This window comes from Streptomyces sp. NPDC005955, from assembly GCF_042871255.1.
In the GTDB taxonomy this organism is placed as follows: domain Bacteria; phylum Actinomycetota; class Actinomycetes; order Streptomycetales; family Streptomycetaceae; genus Streptomyces.
In genome coordinates this window covers 15,966-37,669 of sequence record NZ_JBIAIF010000005.1, presented here as the reverse complement: position 1 = coordinate 37,669, position 21,704 = coordinate 15,966, and the positions used below count along the sequence as shown (strand labels likewise).

Sequence of the window (21,704 nt, the reverse complement as noted above, 5' to 3'; positions counted from 1 at the left end):
CGGAACGTATCGTCATATAAGCGGCGGTTCGTTCTTCGGCTGGCCGAGGGCGTCGCCCCGGGGCCCGAACATCACCCGCTTACCGTCATGGCGGACAGGGGTGCAGGCTCGCCCCCGCGGTCGTCGCCGTCCGGTTCGATGTCGTGACGGCGACCACCACGTCCCGGGGGTCGCGCCCCCACGGGCTCAGCTCCAGCCCTCCAGCGACTTCATGAACCCGTCGAAGTCGTCACGGTGGATCGAGTGCCCGGCCCCGGCCACGGTGCGCACCTCGAACCCGGACCCTTCGAGCTTCTGGCGCAGCGGCTCCGACACGAAGTCGCTCGGGTCCGCGATCTGGACCAGCGACGGAACCACGGCCCGTTCGGGTATGCGGTTCACCGCTTCCGCCCCCGACAGGCTGAGCGCGGTCCCCGGGTCCCACAGGTTCAGCGTCGCCAGTTCGAGGTCCACGTCCTCCGCTTCCCAGCGGGGGTTGAGCGAGGCGATGTCCGCCCGGCTCGCGGATCGGAACGCCACGAGGAGGGCGGCGTCGAGCTCGATGTCGCCGAGTGCCCAGGCCGGATCGCTGTACACCACCCGCGCCGGCGCCAGCCGCTCGACGGCCAGCGACAGGGCGAGTGCGCCCAGCGAATGCCCCAGGGCCAGTTCGATCCCCGGCGGCAGGGTCTCGACCAGATCGTCGGCGAACAGGTGGGCTCCGTACTCGTCCCGACCGCTGCGCCCGTGCCCGCGCAGGTCGACACCTATCACCCGGTATCCGCGCGCGGCGAGCGCGGGCCCCACCCGCCGCCAGGTCCGGTGGTCCGACATGATCCCGTGCACGAGGACGGCAGTCCGGTCGCCCGTTCCCCACTCGTAGGTGTGCAACCGCATGCTGGTGACGCCCCTTTCCTCCGGGTCACGCCCCTGGACGGCGGCATGACGTGTTTCGGGCATGTCTAACACCGCTCGCCCGGTCGGGGCGAGCAGACGATGTGCGTGACGTCGGGCACCCCGTCGGGACCCGCGGCGTCTTCCGGATCCCGGAACGTGCGGGCACGTCCGTGAGACGTGGCCCTGGCCCCTGCGCCGCGCCCCGCCTGGTCGGGGTGCGGGCGGCTACCTCGGCGTACCAGGGCGCCGAGGCGGGGCCGTTGGGCCTCGTTCACGGAGAGGAGTCCGCGGGTCGTCCGACCCGTGGGTCGGCGTGCGTCGGGTCTCGACGCGGTGTCCGCCCACGAGGACGAGCCGCGATGGCGTCCGCGGGACGGTGCTCACGGGGCGACGTTCACGGGACGGCGCCTGCGCGATGACGGTGCGCGGTGCTCCTCATGCGTGCATTCGAGGGACGAGGGGGTCGTCCGGCCCGCCGGCACCGCGGTCACGGTGTCGGCCATCCGCTCGTTCGTTCCTTGCTCGGGCCCCGCCTCCCCTCCGTCCGTTCGGCCTCCTCCCGGGCGACCGGGTCGCGAAGTCGGTCGCCGATTGATCCGGGAGCCCGGGGGCGCCCCCGGGTGTTCAGTGGCGCTCGACCGCACGTCCCGTGACCCGTGCCCCGTGAACCGGGCGCCGCCCGCATCAATCAGAGGAAGAACGTGGGGTCACCTCAGCGGAGTGCCTGATTCCGCACACCTGGACCCGATTTCCCGCTGTTTCACCCGTGTGAGGGAGGCGTGCGGGGCGGGTTGACGAGGGTGCGGGCGTCCCGGGTCAGCGCCAGGGGCCGGTGACCGCGAAGGTCGTCCCCGGGGTGTAGCAGTTCACGTACATCGTGCCGCCGCGCGGGGAGAACGTGACTCCGGCGAACTCGCCCCAGTCGGGCTCCTGGGGCGTGCCGATGTCCTGCCTGTTGCGGGCCACCGCGTACACCTCCCCCTTGCGGGTCACTCCGTACACGTGCTGCCCGCCACCGCCGTCCTCGCAGACCATGAGGCCGCCACCGGGTGCGAGACAGATGTTGTCCGGCCGCTCCCCCGGCAGTTGGACGTCGGTGTCGGGGCCGAAGACCACGACCAGGGTGAGCCGTGCCCGCCGGGGGTCGTAACGCCAGATCTGCCCGTAGTGGTCGGCGGCCGAACCCTCGCGACTGCGGGCGTACGACGACACGAAGTACACGCAGCGCCCGCCCCAGTAGCAGCCCTCCAGCTTCTGGGCGTGGGTGATCCCCGCGGGCCCGAAGTCCTGGTGGCGGACGGGGGTTCCGACGGCGAGCGGATCGGGAACGTCGACCCACTCCACCCCGTCGAACCGGGCGCCCGCCTCCCGTACGGACGAGAGGTCGGGGACGTCCGGCACGCGCATCGCCTGGAGGCGTCCGCCCGCGCGCAGCGAGCCGAGCCCGCCACGGGGCCGAGCGGGCAGGAAGCGGTAGAAGAGGCCGAACGGATGGCGGAACGCGTCCTCCGTCTCGTACACGATGCCGTCGCGGGGGTCGATCGCCACGGCCTCGTGCTGGAAGCGGCCCATCGCGGTGAGCGGCTCGGCTCCGGTCCTGTGCGGGTCCACGGGGTCCACCTCGAACACGAACCCGTGGTCCTTGGTGTAGCCGTTGGTGCCGGCCTGGTCCTCGGTCTCCTCGCAGGTGAGCCAGGTGCCCCACGGGGTGGGCCCGCCGGCGCAGTTGACGGCTGTGCCCCCGAGGGAGACGCGTTCGTCCACGACGGTGTGTCCTCGGTCGAGGGTGAGGGTCGTGCATCCGCCCTTGCCCATCGGGTCGTACGTCAGTCCGGGGACCGTGGGGACCGGTAGCGCCGCGGTCGCCCGGTTCTCGTGGTTGCGGACCAGATGGGTCCGTCCGCTGTGGTGACTGCGGCCCGCGAACGCCGCCATGCCGTCGTGGTTGCCGGGGACCGGGCCCTCGCCCGAGCGCAGCGGTTCGCCTTCGCGCGACAGCACCCGGTACCGGAAACCCCGAGGGAGGTCGAGGAGCCCCTGCGGGTCGGGGACCAGCGGGCCGTAGCCGTCGTTCCCGAGACCCGTGAAGGTCCGTGCGCCGGCATCGCCAACGAAGAGTTCGGAGAGGTTGCCCGTGAACGCGATGCCCAGCCCCAGGGCACCCGTACGGGCCAGTACCCGGCGCCGGTTCGGGCGCCCGTCGGCCTCCGCCGCCGCGGGAGCGGAGGTACCGGCGCCCGGACCGGGGCGTGCCGCCGGGGCGCAACCCTCGTACGGGGCGGAGGGGACGGGGGGAACGGACGGAGCGGAGGGGGCGGGCGGGGGAGGGGACGAGCGACGGGCCTCGGTGGGCTCGTGTTCCTGGGCGCGTGCCATGGGGGAACCTCCTGTGGGTGGACAGGACGTGCGACGACCACGAGGAACCCTTGTGTGTAGCACGCACCCCACACCCCCGGAACCACCCCCGCCCCGTGTCCCCACCCGGGTGGCGCAACCCGGTCGCCCGCCCGCTCGCGCAGCACGGGCGCGCACCGCTCGCCCCGATGCGCCGGCGCGTCCCCCGTCCGGGCGCGCTGCCTGTGACGTCGGCAGGCGCCGGCGCGGGGGAGAACGGCGTCCGGCAGCGGAACCAGGGGGCCGGGGCGGCGGATTCCCGGGTCGGCGCACCTGGCGCGTACGCGTTCCCGAGGGGCGCCCGCCCGGGCGCCCCTCGGGAACGTCACCTCAGGCCCGGCCCCCCACCGGGGTCACGGTGACGCACTCGGGTCCGCCCCCGCCGTGGCGGGCGGACCAGTTCTCCAGTGCGGTCCGGCACGCGTGGTCCAGGTGGTGGAGCCCCGACAGGTCCAACTCGACCGCACGGTCGTGGGGCAGCGCCTCCAGGGTGTCCAGGATGCGCGGCAGGCGCAGGAACGTCGCATTGCCCGACAGCCGCGCCCGTACGGTCCCTTCGCCCGTGTCCTGTACCTCCAGCCGCACGTGCGAAGCCTCCCAGGCGGTCTTCACCACGGCCATCGACAGCCCGATCACCACCCCCTCGAACATGCTGATGGCCACGATGGAGACGGCGGTGACTCCGAGGATCACCACCTCGCCCCGGTGGTCGCGCCACAGCGGCGGCAAGGCGCGCACCGGGATGAGCTTGCTCCCCGCGTGCACCAGGACACCGGCGAGCGCGGGCAGCGGGATGATCGCCAACGCCGCGGGGAACAGCGCGGCGAACAGCAGCAGCCACAGGCCGTGCAGCACCCGGGACGCCTTGGTCCTCGCGCCGGCCTGCACGTTCGCCGCGCTGCGCACGATGACCGCGGTCATCGGCAGCGCACCGAGCAGTCCGCACACCGTGTTGCCGGCGCCCTGCGCCATCAACTCCTTGTCGTAGTGGGTGCGTCGGCCGTGGTGCATGCGGTCCACCGCCGCCGCGCTGAACAGGGACTCGGCTGATGCGATCAGGGTGAACGCGAGGATCGTGCCGAGCACGCCGATGTTCGCGAGGGCCGCGAAGTCCCCCGCCCCCGGCAGTCGTACGGAGTCCAGTAGCCCGGTGACCTCGACCTTGGCGACCGGGAGTGAGAACGCCACCGACGCGGTGGTGGCGAGGGCGACGGCCGCGAGCGGAGCGGGTACGAGTCGGGCCGCGTGGGGTACGCGCCGCCACAGCACCAGCACGGCGATCGTGCCCGCACCGAGCAGCAGCGACAGTCGGGCCGTTGACGTGCCGAAGGTGTCGAGGAGCATGCCGGGCAGCCCTGCGATCTTGTCGAGCCCGGCGGCCGGTGCCTCGGCGCCCGTCATCGCGTACAACTGGCCGGCGATCAGGACGAGTCCGATGCCGGCGAGCATCCCCTCGACCACGGACACCGAGATCGCCCGGAACCAACGGCCCCAGCGCAGTGCGCCCATGAGGAGTTGCAGGAGGCCGGTGGCCAGGACGATGACGCCCAGTGCCGCGAGTCCGTAGGCCCGCACGGCCTCCAGGACGAGCACGGTCAGACCGGCGGCGGGGCCGGACACCTGAAGGCTGCTGCCGGGGAGGGCACCTGCCACGAGTCCGCCCACGATGCCCGTGACCAGGCCGAGTTCGGCCGGCACTCCGGAGGCGACGGCGACGCCCACGCAGAGGGGGAGGGCGACGAGGAAGACGACGATCGAGGCGCTCAAGTCCGGGCGGAGCAGGGCGAATCCGCTGGGGGCGGGGGAGCCGGACGAGTCGCGTGAGCGCGGTGACCCAGCAGGGTCAGAGGGACCAGAGGGACCAGAAGGGCCAGAGGGGCCAACGGACCCGGGAGAACCGGAAGAACCGGAGGGGTCGGAGTGGTCGGAGCGGTCGGGGTCGGTGTGAGCGGAGGAACTGTCGGAGCCCGGGGGGCCGGCGGAAGCGGGGCGCTTGACGCGCCTCTTGAGGGTGTTCATACGGATGCCTCCTGCGCGCTGGAACAGCGCGTGGGTGTTGCGTGTGGGGGAACGGGGGGCAGGCGTGTGGGCGGACCGGGCAAGAGGAACCGACCGGGCTCCGCGTGGGCCGAGTATGGAGGCCCGCGGCCACACCGACGACGGTCGGGCGACCACCGGACGTGGAGCCGGGGTGCCGCCGTCGACCTTGGTGGGGCCGCTGTGCTGGCTGATCCGGGTACTGGCCGGGGCGGGGTCATCGAGGGTTTCCGTGCCCGGTGTTGAGCCTTTCGGGTGAACCGGAGCGGTCAGGAGCCGTCCGGCGGCGGGTTCAGCAGCGGAAGACCTGGAGCGTCGCGGCGCGATCGGCCGGTCTGAGCCGGGCCGAGGGCCGGTCGTCCCGCGGCTCCCGCGGGGTGGCCGGCAGCGGGGTCGTGGTGCCGAGGTGGTTCAGGAGCGGGGGGCGCTGCGGCGTGTACTCCTCACAGCGGTGGCGGTCGCGCGCCCGCAGGATCTGTACGGCCTCCTCGACCGGGTGTTCGTGGCGCAGACGATCGTGGGCCCCGGGCCTTTCGGCCACCCGGGTGACCCGGGCCGGGACCGCCGTCGCGGTCCTCCCCGCGTCCGGTCCCGTGGACGTCGCCGTCGGGGTGACGGGCCCGGGGCGTGGACCGACGGTGGCCGTGGACTGCGGGCGCACGGCCCCATCGGAAGTGTGTGCGGTTGCCAACGGAGAAGTGGGAGTGAACAGATGGAGCGCGAACAGCAGGGCGGCGATGATGCAGGGCGGCAGCCGTGTACCGAGGCCGTCACGCATGCGCTCACCTCCCCATCGGTCCTGCGGCGCTCGATCTGGGGGCATCGGCGCGGCGGGCCACCGGTGTCTGCCGACCTCAACGGCCGGGACCGGGCATCACGTTCCCCAAGGCAATCTCCACGTTAACGGCCCGACTCGCTTATGTGGTTACCGTGACGTTGCGTGCGCGTGATCGACCGGAATCGATCATGTGGAGATCGGAGATGGCCGAATGAGGGGGAGCGTGCGCTTCTGGTGCGCGCTGATTTGCGCTCGAACGCGCTGTCTGGCCGGATGGCGCGCCGTAGCGCCGAGTCACCCGTACGGCGCAGCCCTTGCCGGGAGGCGCGCCCACCGAGGGAGGTGCCCCCCACTGCCGGAGGCGCCTGCCACTGCCGGAGGTGCCTGCCAGCGAGGGAGGCCGCCCCGCGGGGAGGTGCCCCCCCCCGCGGGAGGTGCCCCCTCCCCGCGGGAGGCGACCCCTGCCCGCCGGAGGCGCGCGCCGCCGCCGGCGGCAGCAGGGCAGCGGCAGGACGGGGTCGGAGGCGGCGCGACGGAGAAGGGGCGGAGGAGCCGCGGCAGCGGTCATGAGGCCGCCGTGCCCGGCCGGTCCGTGCCCGGCCGGTCCGTGCCCGGCCGGTCCGTGCCCGGCCGGTCCGTGCCGCTCGGTCCGTGCCTCCCCGCGCAGCGGGGCAGGCGTAGGGAGCGTCAGTGCTCGACGAGCGTCCGGGCGTCGCGGGCGAGCGCAGTCAGCCGGGAGATGGCCCGGAAGTACTTCTTGCGGTAGCCGCCGTTCAACATCTCCTCGCTGAACAACCGGTCGAAGGGCACGCCGGACGCGAGGACCGGCACCTCACGGTCGTACAGACGGTCGGCCAGCACCACCAGCCGCAGCGCCGTCGACTGGTCCGGCACCGGCTCGACACCGGTGAGGCAGACGGCCCTGAGATCGTCCGTCAGTGCTCCGTACCGGCTCGGGTGCACCCGGGCGAGGTGGTCCAGAAGTTGGGGGAAGTCGTCCAGCGAGGCGCCGGGCGTGGCGTAGGCCGCCTTGGTGACCTGTTCGTCCGAGTGCGGTGCGGGGGCCTCGGGCAGCCCCCGGTGCCGGTAGTCCTCGCCGTCGATGCGCAGCGGGTGGAACTTCGCGGACAGGCCCTGGATCTCGCGGAGGAAGTCCGCCGCGGCGAACCGGCCCTCGCCCAGCTTGCCCGGCAGCGTGTTCGACGTGGCGGCCAGTGCCACGCCTTCGTCGACCAACTTCCCCAACAGGGAGGAGACGAGCACCGTGTCCCCGGGGTCGTCCAACTCGAACTCGTCGATGCACAGGAGCCGGTGGCCGCCGAGGGTGCGCACCGTCTGCTGGAAGCCCAGTGCGCCGACCAGGTTCGTCAGCTCCACGAAGGTCCCGAAGGCCTTGAGGGCGGGCGGCGCCGGGGTCGCGTGCCACAGCGAGGCGAGCAGGTGCGTCTTGCCGACGCCGTAGCCGCCGTCCAGGTAGACGCCGCGCGGGCCCGAGGGCGCCGCCGGCTTGGCCCGACCGCCGAACCACCGCCGCTTGCCCGCCCCGGTCGCGTGCGCCCCGCCCAGCCCGGCCGCGAAGCCGCTGAGCACCCGCACGGCCTCGCTCTGGCTCGGCTGGCCGGGGTCCGGGATGTACGTATCGAAACGGACCGCGTCGAAGCGGGGCGGGGGGACCATCTCGGCGACCAGACGCTCCGCGGGCACCTGCGGCTCACGGGCGCAGAGGGACACGGGAACGACGTCGGCTATGGGGCTGGGGCCCGCGGCTGCGGTGGATGAGGACACGATTCCCCACTCTAAGGGCCGTGCGAGACTGCACGACATGCGACGCCTGTTCCCTGTGACCGACCAGACACCCGGCCGTCCGCGAGCGGTGGGCGCCGCCGGCACCGGCGACGCACCCGCACCGGTGGGCACACCCGCACCGGTGGGCACTCCCGTATCCGCCCCGGCCGGTCGGCCCGCGCCCGCCTCGGACACCCCGTCCGTACCCGCGCAGGACCGGGAGTGGAGCCTCGACGAACTCGCGGACGCCTACGCCTACCCCGCGGGGCCCGCGGTGTGGCTGCGCGCCAACATGGTCTCCGCGCTCGACGGCGCGGCCCAGCACGAAGGACGTTCGCAGCCGCTCTCCAACGCCACCGACATGCGCATCTTCGGCACCCTCCGAGGGCTCGCCGATGTCGTCGTGGTCGGTGCAGAAACGGTACGCCAGGAGGGTTACCGGCCGGCCCGCGCCCGTGAGGCGTTCGCTGCCCGACGGTCCGCCGCCGGACAGGGGCCCGCCCCCGCCGTCGCCGTGGTGAGCGCGGGCCTCGACCTGGACTTCGGGCTGCCGCTGTTCACCGAGCCCCTGGTGCCCAGTCTCCTGGTGACCGGTGCGAGCGCCCCCGCCGACCGGCTCGCCGCAGCGCGTGCGGCCGGCGTCGAGGTGGTGATCGCCGGGGACGGTGCCGCCGTGGAGCCCGCCCGGGCGGTACGGGCCCTCGCGGACCGGGGGCTGCGCCGTCTGCTCACCGAAGGGGGGCCCCGGCTGCTCGGTCAGTTCGTGGCGGCCGGCGTGCTCGACGAGCTGTGCCTGACGCTGTCGCCGATGCTCACGGCCGGGACCGCGCAGCGCATCGCGGGAGGGCCGGACCTGCCCGTGCCCGAGCGGTTCTCCCTCGGGTCACTGCTCGAAGAGGACGGCTTCTTGTTCGCTCGGTACCACCGAGGCTGACATTCGGCGGAATGATCTGTTCCGCTTAGCTTCCTGCGGGCAGACTAAAGCACGCAGACCCCGTGCGATCACGGGGCAGGATGGTTTCCGCAGGGGCCGTGGACGGCCCCCGGATGGAGAAGGGCGCCCGACGTGTTCACGAGCGTACTGATGATCGAAAAGGCCCTCACGTCCGTCGACGTGGAGTTCGTCACCACCCTGCACGGGGACGAGGGCGCCACCTTCCACGTACTGCTCCAGCCCCGCGGCGACCAGGCGGACCGCCTGCTGCGCGCCATCGACGACGTGGCCCTGGGCGAGCTGGAGGAAGCGGCCCGCGAGGGGGAGACCCCCGAGGGCGACGAGGCGGCCGAACCGGCGCGGCAGGCGCTGAACGTCTCCCTGACGGCGCTGCGGGCCGCCGGGTGCCGGGCCGAGGGCCGACTGGTCGACAACCACCCCCTGGACGCCCTGAAGTCACTGGTGGACGAGGTCGGGGCCGATGAGGTCATCGTCCTCACCGATCCCCACTACGTGGAGGAGTTCTTCCACCGCGACTGGGCCTCCCGCGCCCGCCACAAGGTGGGCGTCCCGGTCCTGAAACTGTTCTCGCACAGCAAGGCATAGGCTGGGGCCCCGGCCGCCCCACCAGCGCGTCCGGGAGCCCTCGGGCGTACGGGACCGGTTGCCGACCCGGCGCGCGGCGGGCGCAGCCCCACCCGAGCAGCGACACCCGGCCACCACCGGCGACGACCAGCAGCGCGCAGCGCCACCTCACCCAGGGAGACACACGCATGGCACCCGGCCTTCCCACCGCCATGGACCGACCGCACTTCATCGGCATCGGCGGCGCCGGAATGTCGGGCATCGCGAAGATCCTCGCCCAGCGCGGTGCCAAGGTCGCCGGCAGCGACGCCAAGGAGTCCCGTACCGCCGAGGCGCTGCGGGCGCAGGGCGCCACCGTCCACATCGGCCACGCCGCCGACCACCTCGCCGACGACGCCAGCTGTGTCGTCGTCTCCTCGGCGATCCGCCCCGACAACCCGGAGCTGGCCCGGGCCGCGGTCCTCGGCGTCCCCGTGGTCCACCGCGCCGACGCGCTGGCCTCCCTGATGACGGGGCTGCGCCCCATCGCCGTCGCCGGGACGCACGGCAAGACCACCACCACCTCGATGCTCGCGGTCTCCCTGCGGACGCTCGGCCTCGACCCCTCGTACGCCATCGGCGGCGACCTCGACGCCCCCGGCTCCAACGCCGAACACGGCGGCGGCGAGATCTTCGTGGCGGAGGCCGACGAGAGCGACCGCAGCTTCCACAAGTACGCGCCCGAGGTCGCGATCGTCCTCAACGTCGAACTCGACCACCACGCCAACTACGCCTCGATGGACGAGATCTACGAGTCCTTCGAGACGTTCACCGACCGCATCGTGCCCGGCGGCACCCTGGTCGTCTCCGCCGACAACGAAGGCGCCCGGGAACTCACCCGCCGGGTGGGCTCCCGAGCGCGCGTCGTCACCTACGGCGCGTCCGCCGACGCCGACGTCCGGGTGCTCTCGGTGGTGCCGCAGGGCCTCAAGAGCGAGGTCACCGTCCTCCTCGACGGCCGTGAGCTGACCTTCACCGTGTCGGTGCCCGGCAGCCACTACGCGCACAACGCCGTCGCCGCCCTCGTCGCCGGCGTCGCGCTCGGCGTGCCCGCCGAGGACCTCGCCCGGGCGCTCGGCTCCTACACCGGGGTCAAGCGCCGCCTCCAGCTCAAGGGAGAGCAGGCCGGGGTCCAGGTCATCGACTCCTACGCGCACCACCCGACCGAGATGACGGCCGACCTGGAGGCGATGCGCGCCGCCGTCGGGGACGCCCGCATCCTGGTGCTCTTCCAGCCGCACCTGTTCTCGCGCACCCAGGAACTCGGCAAGGAGATGGGCGAGGCCCTGACCCTCGCCGACTCCTCCGTGGTGCTGGACATCTACCCCGCGCGCGAGGACCCCGTTCCGGGCGTCACCAGCGCGCTGATCATCGACGCCGCACGGGCCGCGGGCGCCGAGGTGCGGGCCGTGCACGACAAGGACGCGGCTCCCGAGGTCGTGGCGGGAATGGCGCGACCCGGCGACCTCGTTCTCACCATGGGCGCGGGCGACGTCACGGACCTCGGCCCGCTGATCCTGGACCGACTCGCCGAGTAGCCGGGCGGGACCCGCACCACGCACGGTGCGGGTCCGCTCCGGACGGGCTCGGCCGACGGAAGTGAGGAACTGTTCCATGGCGTACGACATCGAGAAGCCGGACGAGCAGTGGCGCGCCGAACTGGCACCGGCGGAGTACGCGGTGCTGCGCCAGGCCGGTACGGAGCCGGCGTTCACCGGTGAGTACACGGACACCAAGACCGAGGGCGTCTACTCCTGCCGCGCGTGCGGGGCGGAGCTGTTCACCTCGGAGACCAAGTTCGACTCGCACTGCGGTTGGCCGTCCTTCTTCGACCCCAAGGACAGCGACGCGGTCGAACTGCTGGAGGACCGCTCGCACGGGATGAGCCGTACCGAGGTGCGCTGCGCCCGGTGCGGCTCCCACCTGGGGCACGTCTTCGCGGGCGAGGGGTACCAGACCCCGACGGACCAGCGGTACTGCATCAACAGCATCTCGCTGCGGCTGGCGCCCGAGCAGGGCTGAGCGAGCTCCGGGGGCGTCGGGCACCCGTCCCGGCGCCCCCGCCCCGCCCCCGCGGAGGCAGTCCGGCACCGCACTCCCGGGGTGTGCACTTCCGTGCGGCGAACACATGTGCGACGGTTCTCCGGCGTCCGACCTGGGGGTTCTCCGTTCGACCGGTCGTCGTTTCACGCTATGGAGCGATCATGGGATGAGTCGCGGATGCGCGGCCGGCGCCGGGGTAGGGCGGGGCCATGAGCCAGCCGTTCGAACTACCGAAGTTCTACATGCCGTACCGGGCGACCCTGAACCCCCATCTGGAGGAGGCCCGGACCCACACCCGTGCGTGGGCCCGCACGATGGGGATGCTGGAAGGTTCCGGCATCTGGGACCTCGACGACCTCGAAGCCCATGACTACGCCCTGCTCTGCGCCTACACCCACCCCGACTGCGACGGCCCGGCCCTGTCGCTGATCACCGACTGGTACGTCTGGGTGTTCTTCTTCGACGACCACTTCCTGGAGACCTTCAAACGCAGCCAGGACCGGGCGGGCGGCAAGGCGTACCTGGACCGGCTCCCGCTGTTCATGCCGAGGGACCCGTCGACGCCCGTGCCCGAACCGACGAACCCGGTGGAGGCGGGACTCGCCGACCTGTGGGCCCGTACCGTGCCGTCGATGTCGTCGGCGTGGCGGATGAGATTCGCGGTCAGCACGGAACACCTGCTCAACGAGTCGCTCTGGGAACTGTCCAACATCAACGAGGGGCGGATCGCCAACCCCGTCGAGTACATCGAGATGCGCCGCAAGGTGGGGGGCGCACCGTGGTCCGCCGGACTCGTCGAGTACGCCACCGCCGAGGTCCCGGCCGCCGTCGCCCGCTCCCGTCCGCTGCGCGTCCTCATGGAGACGTTCTCCGACGGGGTCCACCTGCGCAACGACCTCTTCTCCTACCAGCGCGAGGTCGAGGAGGAGGGCGAACTCAGCAACGGCGTCCTGGTCCTGGAGACGTTCTTCGACTGCACCACCCAGGAGGCCGCCGACACGGTCAACGACATCCTGACCTCGCGCCTGCACCAGTTCGAACACACCGCGCTCACGGAGACCCCCGTCCTGTGCGTCGAGGAGGGGCTCGACCCGGCCCAGTGCGCCGCGGTCGCCGCCTACGTGAGGGGCCTCCAGGACTGGCAGTCCGGCGGCCACGAATGGCACCTGCGCTCCAGTCGCTACATGAACGAGGGCGCGGTCAAGGAGAGTTCGCCGCTGGGCGGACCCACCGGCCCGGGCACCGCGTCCTCCCGGATCGCGGAACTGCTCGGCGCCGCCGGCTCCGCACGCTTGCGCGCCCACGCCCACGTCCCCCACCAACGGGTCGGCCCGTCGATCCTCCCGGACTTCCAACTGCCGTTCACGACCACGCTCAACCCTCACCTGGCGGCGGCCCGCGAAGGGCTCGTCGACTGGTGCCGGGCCGTCGGCCTCGTCCACGAGGGGCTGTGGGACGAGGCGGCGCTGCGCCGCTACGACCTGGCGCTGTGCTCCGCCGGGCTCGATCCGACGGGCACCCGGGCCGCCCTCGACCTCAGTGCGGCCTGGCTGGCCTGGGGCACCTACGGCGACGACTGGTACCCGGTGGTGTACGGGCGCTCCCGCGACCTGGCGGGGGCCAAGGCGCTCACCGAACGGCTGAAGGCGCTCATGCCGGTGGACGGTGCGCTCACCACCGCGACGCCCGACCTCGGCGGGGGAGGACGACCCGACGCACTCGGGACGGCCCCGGCGAACGCCCTGGAACGGGGGCTGGTGGACCTGTGGGCGAGGACGGCGGGCCCCATGGACCGCGGGGCACGGCTGATGTTCCGCAGCGCCGTCGAGTCGATGCTCGACGCCTGGACGTGGGAGCTGACGAACCAGGTGCAGCACCGCATCCCCGACCCCGTCGACTACGTCGAGATGCGCAGGGGAACCTTCGGCGCCGACCTCACCCTGAGCCTGGCCCGGATCGCCCACGGCAAGAAGGTCCCGCCGGAGGTCTACGAGAGCGGTCCGATGCGCTCGCTGGAGAACGCCGCCGTCGACTACGGGATGCTCATCAACGACGTGTTCTCCTACCAGAAGGAGATCGAGTACGAGGGCGAGGTGCACAACCTGATCCTCGTCGTCCAGAACTTCTTCGGCTGCGACTACCCGACCGGCGTCGCGATGGTCCACGACCTGATGAACGGTCGGCTGCGCCAGTTCCAACACGTCGTCGCCCATGAACTGCCGATCCTGTACGACGACTTCGACCTCGACGCCGAGGCCCGCGAACTCCTCGCCGGGTACGTCGGGGAACTGGAGAACTGGCTGGCCGGCATCCTGACCTGGCACCGCGAGTGCCGGCGGTACGCCCCCGAGTACCTGTCCCACGGCATGGGGGCGCTGCGCCCGCGCAGGCTCCGTGCACCGTCCGGTCGGGGACCGGGCACCGTGCCGGCGAACCCGGGCCTGCCGTTCGCCCGACAGGCCGCCGCCCGGGCCGCCATCGGGTGACCCGCCACCGGCCCCTCGTCCGGCCGGGCCCGTGCCGGTCACCGCCGCGCGCACCGCCGGACGAGGGGCGCGGGGTCGGGCACGGGGACGGCCGGCCGCCGGGGCGGATCCCGCAATGGAGTCGCGTCACCCGGTGCGCCCGGGCAGGATGCTGACCGAGGGGCGGGCACGCGTCCCCGGGGCCCGCTCCCGCTGGTGCGGGAACGGGGCCGAAGGGACGGAGGCACCATGACCAGCACCCCCGCACCGTTCACGGCGGACGACTACGCCGCGCGCCTGGCCCGCGCCGCGCACGCCGCGGCCGAGGCCGGCCTCGACGGCATCGTCGTGGCACCCGGCCCGGACCTGGTGTGGCTCACCGGGTACCGGCCCACGGCGATCACCGAACGCCTCACCGCACTCGTCGTGGCCCCCGGCAGCGACCCCGTCCTCGTGGTGCCGACGCTGGAGGCCCCGGACGCGGAGCAGGCGCCGGGCGCCCCGGCACTCACCCTGCGCGACTGGACCGACGGCCAGGACCCCTACGCCGCGACGGCGCCGCTGCTCGGCCCCGCCGGCCGGTTCGCGGTCAGCGACAACGCCTGGGCCCTGCACCTGCTGGGACTCCAGCGGGCCCTGCCCGACACCACGTACACGGCGTTGACGACCGCCCTGCCCATGCTGCGCGCGGTCAAGGACGCCGCCGAACTCGAACGCCTGACGGCGGCCGGCGCCGCCGCGGACGCCACCTACGAGGAGATCAAGGGCGTTCCGTTCGCGGGCCGCAAGGAGACCGACGTCGCCGGCGACCTGGCGGACCTGCTCAGACGGTTCGGACACGCGCAGGTCGACTTCACGGTCGTCGGCTCCGGACCCAACGGGGCCAACCCGCACCACGAGGCGGGGGAGAGGGTCATCCGGGAGGGCGACACGGTGGTCCTGGACTTCGGCGGGCTCCTGCACGGCTACGGCTCCGACACCTCCCGCACGGTGCACGTGGGGGAGCCCGGGGTGGCCGAGCAGACCGTGCACGACATCGTCCGCGAGGCCCAGGAGGCCGGGGTCCGGGCGGTCCGCCCCGGCACCGCCTGCCAGGAGGTCGACCGGGCGGCCCGCGCGCTCATCGCGGACGCCGGGTACGGCGAGTTCTTCATCCACCGCACCGGCCACGGCATCGGGGTGACCACCCACGAGCCGCCCTACATGATCGAGGGCGAGGAACAGCCGCTGGTCCCCGGGATGTGCTTCTCGGTGGAACCGGGCATCTACCTTCCGGGGCGTTTCGGCGTCAGGATCGAGGACATCGTGACCGTCACCGAGGACGGCGGTCGTCGACTCAACAACACCGCGCGCGACATGGCGATCGTGCACTGAGCCGCGCGACGGACCGGCCCTGGAATCGAGAGATGCAGCGACCTCCCACCGATGACCGGCGACGCCTCGACCCCGCCCCGCCCCCCGGCCACCGGCCGTCGGGCGACCCGCCCCCGGACCGCGCCCCGCGCCCCACCGACGACGAGGTGCGGCACCTGGTCCGCACGCTCCTGCACGAAGACCCGACCGGCCCGACCGACCGTGCCGCGCCCGCCGCACCCGACGACGCCCCACGGGTACGGGCCGTCACCGAGGGCGGCGAGTTCTTCACCTGGTGGGTGGGCGCCCGTCACGTGCTGCGGATGGCACCCGACCGCGCGACCTCCGCGCGCCTGACTCGCGAACTGCGGCTGCGCGAACTGGTCCGCCGGCACGTGGGCGTGCCGGTGCCCGCCAGCGCCGCCGCCGGCACCTGGAACGGCGCCCTGGCCCACACCCTCGACCACCGGCTGCTCGGTGCCTCGGGCGAGGACGCGCCCGTCTCGGCGGCGGGGGAGTCGGACCTCGCGGCCCTGCTGTCCGGACTGCGGGAGGCGTCCGCGAAGGACGCCCACGCCCTGGGCCTGCCCCGGACACCGCCCCGCTCACTGGACGAACTGCGCGCCGGTGCGCGCCACGCCGCCTGGCTGCTCGTCCCCGACCGGGAGTTCGACGTGGCGGGGCTCGCCCGGCTGACCCCCCGCGCGGTGGCGCAACTCGCCCCGCGCAGCGGCGAGGTGGTGGTCCACGGCGACCTCAAGGGGGAGCACCTGCGGGTCACCGGGGACGGGCACGTCTGCGGGGTCCTCGACTGGACGGACGCCTTCGTCGGTGACCCGGCGGAGGACATCGGCGGGCTGTGCATCTCGGTGGGCGCCCCGGCCGCCGTCCGGGCGGCGACCCTCGCGGGCTACGGTGCCCGGGAGTGCCTGCGGGGCCTGTGGCTCGCCCGCTGCGACACCGTGATCCGGCTCGCGGACCGCCTGCACGGCAGCGACGACAGTCCCGTGCCGCTGCTGCGCACCCAACTCGCCCGTGCCTGGGAGCCGATCCTGTTGGAGCTGCTCAGCGCCGACGACTGAGGGCGCGCCGGCCGTCGGACCCGCGCGTCCGACGGCCGAGGCGACGCTCAGGGCTGGAGGAGGACCGCACAGGACTCGCCGGGTACGGTGAGCAGCCCCTCGACGCCCGGCGGCGAGAGCGGGTCCCAGGAGGCCAGCACGCGCGCGGGACGGCTGCCGAACGGGACGGAGACGGCCCGCGGGCCGGCGTTGACGACCACCCGCACGTCACCGCGGCGGAACGCGATCCACCGCGCCCGTTCGTCGCACATCACCCGGACCGCCGACAGGTCCGCGTCGGTGAGGTCGGGCTGCTGGTGGCGCAGGGCGATCAGCTCCCGGTACCAGGCCAGCACCCGCGCATGGGGCTCGTCCGTCACCTCCGACCAGCGCAGGCAGGACCGTTCACGGGTCGCCGGGTCCTGCGGGTCGGGCACGTCCCCCGCGGCCCAGCCGTGCGCCGCGAACTCCCGTTGCCGGCCCGTCCGCACGGCCTCGGCGACGTGCGGGTCCCGGTGGTCGGTGAAGTACTGCCACGGGGTCGAGGCCGCCCACTCCTCACCCATGAACAGCATCGGGGTGAACGGTCCGGTGAGGGTCAGGGTCGCCGCGCAGGCGAGGAGCCCCGGGGACAGCGTCGCCGACAGCCGGTCGCCACGGGCCCGGTTGCCGACCTGGTCGTGGGTCTGCGCGTACCCCAGCAGCCGGTGCCCGGAGACGCGGGCGCGGTCCAGGGGGCGGCCGTGTCGGCGCCCGCGGAACGAGGAGTACGTGCCGTCGTGGAAGTAACCGCCCGTCAGCGTCTTGGCGAGCGCCGCGAAGGGCGCTGCGGCGAAGTCCGCGTAGTAGCCCCCGGCCTCCCCGGTGAGCGCGGTGTGCACCGCGTGGTGGAAGTCGTCGTTCCACTGGGCGTGCAGCCCGAGCCCGTGGTGGCGGCGCGGGGTGATCAGCCGGGGGTCGTTGAGGTCGGACTCCGCGATGAGGAACAACGGCCGTCCCGACTCCTCGGCGAGCGCGTCGACGGCCGCCGACAGCTCCTCCAGGAACGGGTACGCGCGGGTGTCCCGCAGCGCGTGCACGGCGTCCAACCGCAGCCCGTCCAGCCGGTAGTCCCGCAGCCACGCCAGGGCACTGTCCCGGAAGTACGCCCGCACCTCGTCGGAGCCGGGCGCGTCCAGGTTCACGGCCCCGCCCCACGGAGTGCGGTGGGCGTCGGTGACGTACGGGCCGAACGCGGACAGCCGGTTGCCGGACGGGCCCAGGTGGTTGTGCACCACGTCGAGCACCACGCCCAGGCCCAGCTCATGGGCCCGGTCCACGAATCGCCGCAGACCGGCCGGTCCCCCGTACGGCTCGTGGACGGCCCACGGTGCCACCCCGTCGTAGCCCCAGCCGTGGCGTCCGGGGAAGGGGCACACGGGCATCAGCTCCACATGGGTGACCCCCAGCCGGGCCAGGTGCTCCAGCCGGGTGGCCGCCGCGTCGAAGGTGCCCTCCCGGGTGAAGGTGCCGATGTGCAGCTCGTACAGCACCGCGCCCGTCAGCTCCCGGCCCGACCAGGGGACGCGCCAGGAGTGGGCACGGTGGTCGACGACCGCGCTGAGCCCCTCCGGGCCGTCCGGTTGGCGGCGGGAACGCGGATCGGGCAGGACCGGTCCGCCGTCCAGCCGGAAGCCGTACCGGGTGCCGTCGACGGCATCGGCCTCGCCCGCCCACCAACCGGGGCGTTCCGGGTCCCGGACCAGGGCGTGCCCGCCCCCGTCGCCGGTGCCCTCCGCGTCCGTTGCGTCGACGGACAGGACGACTTCTCCGACCTCTGGTGCCCACACCTCGAACAGCACGGACGACTACCTCTCGTCTTCTTCGGTCCCGGGTCGCGGCGACCCGTGGTCCATGGTGCGGCAAGCACGCCGCACGAGGACCGAGGCACCGCCGTTCGAGGAGATCCCGTGTCCCGGCCCACTTGTGGACACCTCGGGGCGCGCTGTCCGACAATCGGTCCTGTGACGTCGTCCTCCGAGTCCTTCCCGCGACCAGTCCCGTCCGTGTCCGCGGTGCCCGCCGAGCCGTTCTCCCCCGTCGCCCGGGTCTCCGACACCGACCGCGACCGGGCGTTGAGCGCCCTGCGGGACGGGGTCGCCCAGGGCCGGCTGTCCCAGGACACCTACCTGCGGCGGATGGAACTCGCCCTCGTCGCCCGGCACGCCGAAGAACTCGTCGCCCTCACCGCCGACTTGCGGGGCGAGCGCCGCTGGACGCAGGCGGTGCTCGGCGGGGTGTCGGCCGTCTCGGGCTTCACCGAGCGGATGCGCAGGGCGTGGCAGGGCGAGCGGCTGCCCAAGCTGCTCCTGCCGGGGTACCCGGGCGGCCTGCCGCTGCGGATAGGCAGGGACCCCGGCAACGGGCTGCGGCTGAACCACGAGACGGTGTCCCGCGTGCACGCGGAGCTGGTCCACCGCGGCGGGCTGTGGGTGCTGCACGACCTGGGGTCGACCAACGGGACCACCGTGAACGGGCGGCGGGTCGTCGGCTCCGCCGTGGTGCGGGACGGGGACCACATCGGTTTCGGGCACCTGACCTACCGGGTGACCGCCGGCTGACCGCGGTGCCCCCGAGCCCTCGGCAGGGCCCGGGGGCCACCGCGAACAGGGCCCGGGGGACCGGAACCCGTGCGGGCCGGGGCCGGCACGGGGACGAACTCCGGTGGAACGGACTACCAGTTGGTGCCGAGCTGTACGCGGGTGCTGCCGCCGAACCCGGGACCGGTGTAGCGGTACAGCTTGTCGGTGACGGGGTCCACGGCGAGGAGGTCGGGGACGCCGTCGCCGGTGAGGTCGCCGATGCCGGTGAGGTTCGTCATGGAGTCCCAGTTGGTGCCGATCTTCACCTTGGTGCTGCCGCCGTACCCGGGTCCCGAGTACCGGAAGAGCTCCCCGGTCCCCGCGTGCACGGCGAGGAGGTCCGCGACCCCGTCGCCGGTGAGGTCGCCCGGGCCCACCAGGGTGCCGTAGGCGTTCCACCCGTGACCGATCTTCACCCGGGTGCCGCCCCCGAAGCCGGGGCCGGAGTAGCGGTACAGGTCACCGCTGGACGCCTCCACCGCGATCAGGTCGGGCACCCCGTCCCCGGTCCGGTCGCCCACCGGGGTGAGGTTCGTCATGGAGTCCCAGTTGGTGCCGATCCGCACCCTGGTGCCGCCCCCGTAACGGGGACCCGAGTACCGGTACAGGTCCCCGGTCCGTGCGTCCACGGCGAGGAGGTCCGCCAGGCCGTCGCCGGTCAGGTCACCGGGGCTGAGGATGCGGCTCATGCCGTTCCAGCCGTAGCCGAGCTTCGCCCGGGTGCCGCCGCCGAACCCGGGGGCGGAGTAGCGGTACAGGTCGCCGGTCCGCTTCTCCACCGCCAGCATGTCGTCGGCACCGTCGCCGGTGAGGTCGCCGACCGGGGTCAGATGCGCCATCTTCGACTGGGGGGCGGGCGGTTCGACGGGGTACGGTTCGGCGTCGTCGTTGCCGAGCCCGGCCCGGGCGCCGCACACCGGCCAGGCGCCGGGCCCCTGGGTGGCGAGGATCTTCTCGCCGACGCGGATCTGCTGCTCCTTGGTCGCCTGGTGGGGGTAGCCGCTGTACTGCGTCCCGCCGAAGTCGTCCCAGGTCGCCTTGTGGATCTGGAGCCCGCCGTAGTAGCCGTTGCCGGTGTTGATGCTCCAGTTGCCGCCGCTCTCGCAGGCGGCGACCTTGTCCCAGGTGGCGACGGACGCGGCGGTCGCCGTCGGCGCGGTGAACGGGGCCAGGGCGAGCACGGTCAGCAGAGCCGTGAGGCCGGCCGTCCGTCCGTACGCCCGCAGGCTGCGACCGGCGCGGGCTACCACTTGGTGCCGATCTGCACGCGGGTGCTGCCGCCGAACCCGGGGCCGGTGTAGCGGTACAGCTTCTGGGTGGCCGCGTCGACCGCGAGGAGGTCGGGGACGCCGTCGCCGGTGAGGTCGCCGATGCCGGTGAGGTTCGTCATGGAGTCCCAGTTGGTGCCGATCTTCACCTTGGTGCTGCCGCCGAATCCGGGTCCCGAGTACCGGAAGAGCTCCCCGGTCTCCGCGTGGACCGCGAGCAGGTCCGCGACGCCGTCGCCGGTGAGGTCGCCCGGGCCCACCAGCGTGTGGTACGTGTTCCACCCGTGGCCGATCTTCACCCGGGTGCCGCCCCCGAAGCCGGGCCCGCTGTAGCGGTACAGGTCGCCGCTGGAGCGTTCGACCGCGATGAGGTCGGGGTGCCCGTCGCCGGTCACGTCACCGATCGGGGTCAGCTGCGCCATCGAGTCCCAGTTGGTGCCGATCTTCACCTTGGTGCTGCCCCCGAAGCCGGGCCCGCTGTAGCGGTACAGGTCCCCGGTTTCCGCCTCCACGGCGAGGGCGTCCGCGGTGCCGTCGCCCGTCAGGTCACCGATCCCGACGATGTCGCTGATGGAGTTCCAGCCGTACCCGATCTTCGTACGGGTGCTGCCCCCGTACCCGGGGCCCAGGTACCGGAAGAGATCACCGGTCGCCGTCTCGACCGCGATCACGTCGGGCTGGCCGTCGCCGTTCACGTCACCGACCGGGGTGATGTTGGTCATCCCCTTGTCCGGTACGGGAACGGGGCTCTCGGTGACCTTGTGGTACCGGTACGGCTTGAACCCCTGGGCCTGTATGTAGGACCGGGTGTACTGGCCTCTGCGCGCCACGGTGCCGGGTCGGGCGTGCTCGATGATGTTCGCGGTGGTCCGGGCGTTGTTGGTCCAGCTGACGAAGAGCACCACATGGCTGTTGACGTCGTTCAACGCGTCCCCGGGCTGGAGGTCGTCCAGGTCACCGAGTCGGCTGGAGTAGTCGGGCAGGGTCCAGGTGGTGGCGCTGGTGCCGAGGTGCCAGGCCATCGAGACGAGGCCGGAGCAGTCCGTGCGGTAAGGGCGGCCCTGGGGGTCCCGGTAGTAGTCGGTCTGGCTGTAGGGCACCTGCTGGGCGACCCAGTACTCGGCCCGGCTGATGATCTCCGCCCGGCTGATCGCTCCACCGACGGTCGACGTGGCGGTCGCCCCTGCCGCAGCGACCGCGGCGGGTGCTCCGCCGGACGTCGGGGACGCCTGGGACGGGGCCGTCAGACCGAGGACGGCCGAGGCGAGCGCGAGGGTGACCGCCGCCGAACGGACGGCGGTGCGCGGGAAACGCTGTACTGACCACAACATGAGCGAACTCCATGGTGAGAAGGAGTTGGCGGGCGTCGGGGGTGGACCCCCGCGCCCGGGGCGCGCGGTCGGTCCGGACGGTGCCGGGCGGGACGCCCGTGCCTCCGAAGCCGCCCTGCGCGCCACGAGTCGTG

16 protein-coding genes are annotated in these 21,704 nt (G+C 73.2%); 8 read left to right on the top strand and 8 right to left on the bottom strand.

What is annotated here, in order from left to right:
- Positions 1-186: 186 nt before the first annotated feature.
- From ACFYOU_RS14695 to zapE, 5 genes are all read right to left on the bottom strand, one after another.
- Positions 187-876: an alpha/beta fold hydrolase gene (locus ACFYOU_RS14695; protein ID WP_391306302.1), complete on the bottom strand. Its 690-nt coding sequence runs from the start codon at positions 874-876 to the stop codon at positions 187-189.
- Between the two features lie 816 nt (positions 877-1,692).
- The gene (locus ACFYOU_RS14690; protein WP_391305861.1) at positions 1,693-3,252 is read right to left on the bottom strand and encodes an alkaline phosphatase PhoX; all 1,560 of its coding nucleotides are present in this window, start codon (positions 3,250-3,252) and stop codon (positions 1,693-1,695) included.
- A gap of 348 nt (positions 3,253-3,600) precedes the next feature.
- On the bottom strand, positions 3,601-5,052 hold the full coding sequence (locus ACFYOU_RS14685; RefSeq protein WP_391306300.1) for a SulP family inorganic anion transporter: 1,452 nt from the start codon (positions 5,050-5,052) through the stop codon (positions 3,601-3,603).
- A gap of 547 nt (positions 5,053-5,599) precedes the next feature.
- Entirely contained in the window at positions 5,600-6,085 is a 486-nt protein-coding gene (locus ACFYOU_RS14680) for a hypothetical protein (RefSeq protein ID WP_391305859.1), read from the bottom strand.
- A 687-nt stretch (positions 6,086-6,772) separates the two neighbouring features.
- Complete coding sequence (zapE, locus tag ACFYOU_RS14675) at positions 6,773-7,870, bottom strand: cell division protein ZapE (protein WP_391305857.1); 1,098 nt, start codon at positions 7,868-7,870, stop codon at positions 6,773-6,775.
- A 37-nt stretch (positions 7,871-7,907) separates the two neighbouring features.
- Here zapE and ACFYOU_RS14670 point away from each other — a divergent pair, with 37 nt between their 5' ends.
- The 7 genes from ACFYOU_RS14670 to ACFYOU_RS14640 all read left to right on the top strand — a co-directional run bounded on the left by ACFYOU_RS14670 (position 7,908) and on the right by ACFYOU_RS14640 (position 16,371).
- Entirely contained in the window at positions 7,908-8,804 is an 897-nt protein-coding gene (locus ACFYOU_RS14670) for a dihydrofolate reductase family protein (protein WP_391305856.1), read from the top strand.
- Between the two features lie 132 nt (positions 8,805-8,936).
- Complete coding sequence (locus ACFYOU_RS14665) at positions 8,937-9,410, top strand: indole-3-glycerol phosphate synthase (protein WP_385493389.1); 474 nt, start codon at positions 8,937-8,939, stop codon at positions 9,408-9,410.
- Positions 9,411-9,577: 167 nt separating this feature from the next.
- Positions 9,578-10,966: a UDP-N-acetylmuramate--L-alanine ligase gene (gene murC, locus ACFYOU_RS14660; protein ID WP_391305854.1), complete on the top strand. Its 1,389-nt coding sequence runs from the start codon at positions 9,578-9,580 to the stop codon at positions 10,964-10,966.
- Positions 10,967-11,042: 76 nt separating this feature from the next.
- Positions 11,043-11,450 carry a peptide-methionine (R)-S-oxide reductase MsrB gene (msrB, locus tag ACFYOU_RS14655; RefSeq protein ID WP_391305852.1) on the top strand — a complete coding sequence of 136 codons (408 nt, stop codon included), beginning with the start codon at positions 11,043-11,045 and terminating at the stop codon, positions 11,448-11,450.
- A gap of 230 nt (positions 11,451-11,680) precedes the next feature.
- The gene (locus tag ACFYOU_RS14650; protein WP_391305851.1) at positions 11,681-13,957 is read left to right on the top strand and encodes a germacradienol/geosmin synthase; all 2,277 of its coding nucleotides are present in this window, start codon (positions 11,681-11,683) and stop codon (positions 13,955-13,957) included.
- 228 nt (positions 13,958-14,185) lie between these two features.
- Positions 14,186-15,310 carry a M24 family metallopeptidase gene (locus ACFYOU_RS14645; protein WP_391305849.1) on the top strand — a complete coding sequence of 375 codons (1,125 nt, stop codon included), beginning with the start codon at positions 14,186-14,188 and terminating at the stop codon, positions 15,308-15,310.
- Positions 15,311-15,342: 32 nt separating this feature from the next.
- Entirely contained in the window at positions 15,343-16,371 is a 1,029-nt protein-coding gene (locus ACFYOU_RS14640) for a phosphotransferase (protein ID WP_391305847.1), read from the top strand.
- A 47-nt stretch (positions 16,372-16,418) separates the two neighbouring features.
- On the opposite strand, the gene treZ is transcribed toward ACFYOU_RS14640, so the two are convergent.
- The gene (gene treZ, locus ACFYOU_RS14635) at positions 16,419-18,191 is read right to left on the bottom strand and encodes a malto-oligosyltrehalose trehalohydrolase (RefSeq protein WP_391305845.1); all 1,773 of its coding nucleotides are present in this window, start codon (positions 18,189-18,191) and stop codon (positions 16,419-16,421) included.
- Between the two features lie 213 nt (positions 18,192-18,404).
- Between treZ and ACFYOU_RS14630 the strand changes: the two genes are divergently transcribed.
- Complete coding sequence (locus ACFYOU_RS14630) at positions 18,405-18,950, top strand: FHA domain-containing protein (RefSeq protein WP_391306299.1); 546 nt, start codon at positions 18,405-18,407, stop codon at positions 18,948-18,950.
- Positions 18,951-19,063: 113 nt separating this feature from the next.
- On the opposite strand, the gene ACFYOU_RS14625 is transcribed toward ACFYOU_RS14630, so the two are convergent.
- Positions 19,064-20,221, bottom strand: coding sequence for a transglycosylase family protein (locus ACFYOU_RS14625; protein ID WP_391305843.1), 1,158 nt, complete (start codon positions 20,219-20,221; stop codon positions 19,064-19,066).
- Entirely contained in the window at positions 20,215-21,570 is a 1,356-nt protein-coding gene (locus ACFYOU_RS14620) for an FG-GAP-like repeat-containing protein (RefSeq protein ID WP_391305841.1), read from the bottom strand. The genes ACFYOU_RS14625 and ACFYOU_RS14620 overlap by 7 nt, the downstream gene beginning before the upstream one ends.
- Positions 21,571-21,704: the final 134 nt, after the last annotated feature.